Raw genomic sequence first — 1167 nt, 5'->3', positions numbered from 1 at the left:
ACATGCTTACGGAGGACTTCCTCCACCTCACCGAGCTCGACCCGGTGACCACGCACCTTCACCTGACCATCCGCACGACCGAGATAATCCAGCTGCCCGTCCGGACGCCACCGCACCAAGTCCCCCGTGCGATACATCCGCCCACCGACCTCGGAGAACGGATCGGGAAGATACCGCTCGGCGGTCAGGGCGGGACGGGCGTGATAGCCGCGGGTGACACCGGCACCGGCGAGATACAGCTCACCAACCGCGCCCAGCACAACGGGGCGGAGATTTCCGTCGAGAACGTGCGCGGTGGTTCCGTCGACCGGCCCGCCGATCGCGGTACGCACATCACCAGGCACTGTCATGGCATGGGTCGAGTAGGTGGTGTCCTCACTCGGCCCGTACAGATTGTTGACCTCACCGATCACCGGGTGCGCGTACAACTCCCGCACCAACGCCGGCGCCAGAGGCTCACCCGCCAGATTCACCGTCCGAGCCAACGGCGGAACCGCATCCGCAGCCAGCAACTCCCGCGCCACCGACGGAACGGTGTTCACCAGCGTCACATCCGTATACCGCTCCGGATGCGCGATCAGATCCAGCGCACTGTCCGGGACGACATACACCGTCCCACCCACCGACAACGGCGCGAAAATCTCGAACACCGAGAGATCGAACGAGACAGACGTCGCCGCGAGTGTGCCGGCGAGCACCTCACCCGAGAACACCCGGCCCGCCCACGCCAGCATCGACACCACCTGCCGATGCTCAATCACCACACCCTTCGGAACACCCGTCGAACCCGACGTATAGATGATGTATGCCGCATCATTCGCATCCCCGGTCACGGGAACGCGGTCGACCCGGTCACCATCGGGAAAGCCGTCCACGGAGTCCAGCACCAGCGACACACCGGAGTCCGCGACCATGAACTCCACACGCTCAGCCGGATAACCCGGATCCATCGGCACATAACCCGCACCCGACTTCAACACACCCAACAACGCCACAATCAAATCCACCGACCGGGGCAACAACACACCCACCACATCACCCCGACCGATCCCCAACCCCCGCAAACCCCACGCCAGACGATTCGACCGCTCCTCCAACTCCCCATACGACAACGACCCACCCACACCAACAACCGCCACACCCCCACCACCAGACCGATCAACCACC

The 1167-nt window shown here is 64.3% G+C and carries 1 protein-coding gene; it reads right to left on the bottom strand.

Features of this window, described 5'->3' with window-relative positions; all coding sequences use genetic code 11:
* The coding region (locus ACZ61E_RS32565; protein WP_469704022.1) for an amino acid adenylation domain-containing protein at positions 1-1124 on the bottom strand (1124 nt) is incomplete at its 3' end.
* Between the last annotated feature and the right edge of the window lie 43 nt (positions 1125-1167).

Source organism: Streptomyces sp. NPDC104581 (genome assembly GCF_055583685.1).
Note: the sequence above shows the minus strand (reverse complement) of the source record. Positions and strands in the feature narration are given on the sequence as shown.